This is a genomic window from Mesorhizobium sp. M1A.F.Ca.IN.020.06.1.1, from assembly GCF_004023265.1.
Lineage (GTDB): Bacteria > Pseudomonadota > Alphaproteobacteria > Rhizobiales > Rhizobiaceae > Mesorhizobium.
The window spans coordinates 1-545 of record NZ_RZSR01001723.1 but is presented as its reverse complement, the minus strand read 5'-3'; the positions used below and the strand labels follow the sequence as shown (position 1 = coordinate 545).

1 protein-coding gene is annotated in these 545 nt (G+C 64.4%); it reads left to right on the top strand.

The window, feature by feature from the left end; genetic code table 11:
• Nucleotides 1-385, top strand: a 385-nt coding sequence (locus EOA60_RS36550; RefSeq protein ID WP_164899950.1) for a substrate-binding domain-containing protein, incomplete at its 5' end; no start/stop codon positions are given.
• Nucleotides 386-545: the final 160 nt, after the last annotated feature.

Below are 545 nucleotides of genomic sequence, written 5' to 3'. Positions count from 1 at the left end.
CGAATGGGCGTCCGACCCGAACCTTGCCATTCCGGTGATCACGGCGGCTCTGCTCAACCACCCCGACGTCAAGGCGGTCGGCTATCCCGGCGGACAGATGCTAGGCAACGTCGCCACCTATATGCAGGCGGCGGGACGCAAGCCCGGCGACATCTTCAACTTCGGCTTCGACACCAGCCCGCAGATCGTCGAAGGCTTCAAGGGCGGCTGGGTGCAGCTGACGGCCGACCAGCAGCCTTTCCTGCAGGGCTATCTGCCGATCTTGAGCCTTTGCCAGCAGGTGGTGCTGGGTCTGGCGCCGATGAATGTCGATACCGGCGCCGGCTTCGTCACGCCGCAGAATTACGAGATCGTCGCCGAGCTGGCCAAGCAGGCGCTGCGTTGACCTCCCAGGCGGTCGGTCGGGGTTGGGCCCGGCCGACCGGATCGCCGGCAAGCGGCCGATAACACAATTGGAAGCGAGGATCGCATGGGCGAACGCATCATCGAACTGCGCGATATCAAGAAATCCTACGGCCAGGTCTATGCGCTGGGCGGCGTCAACC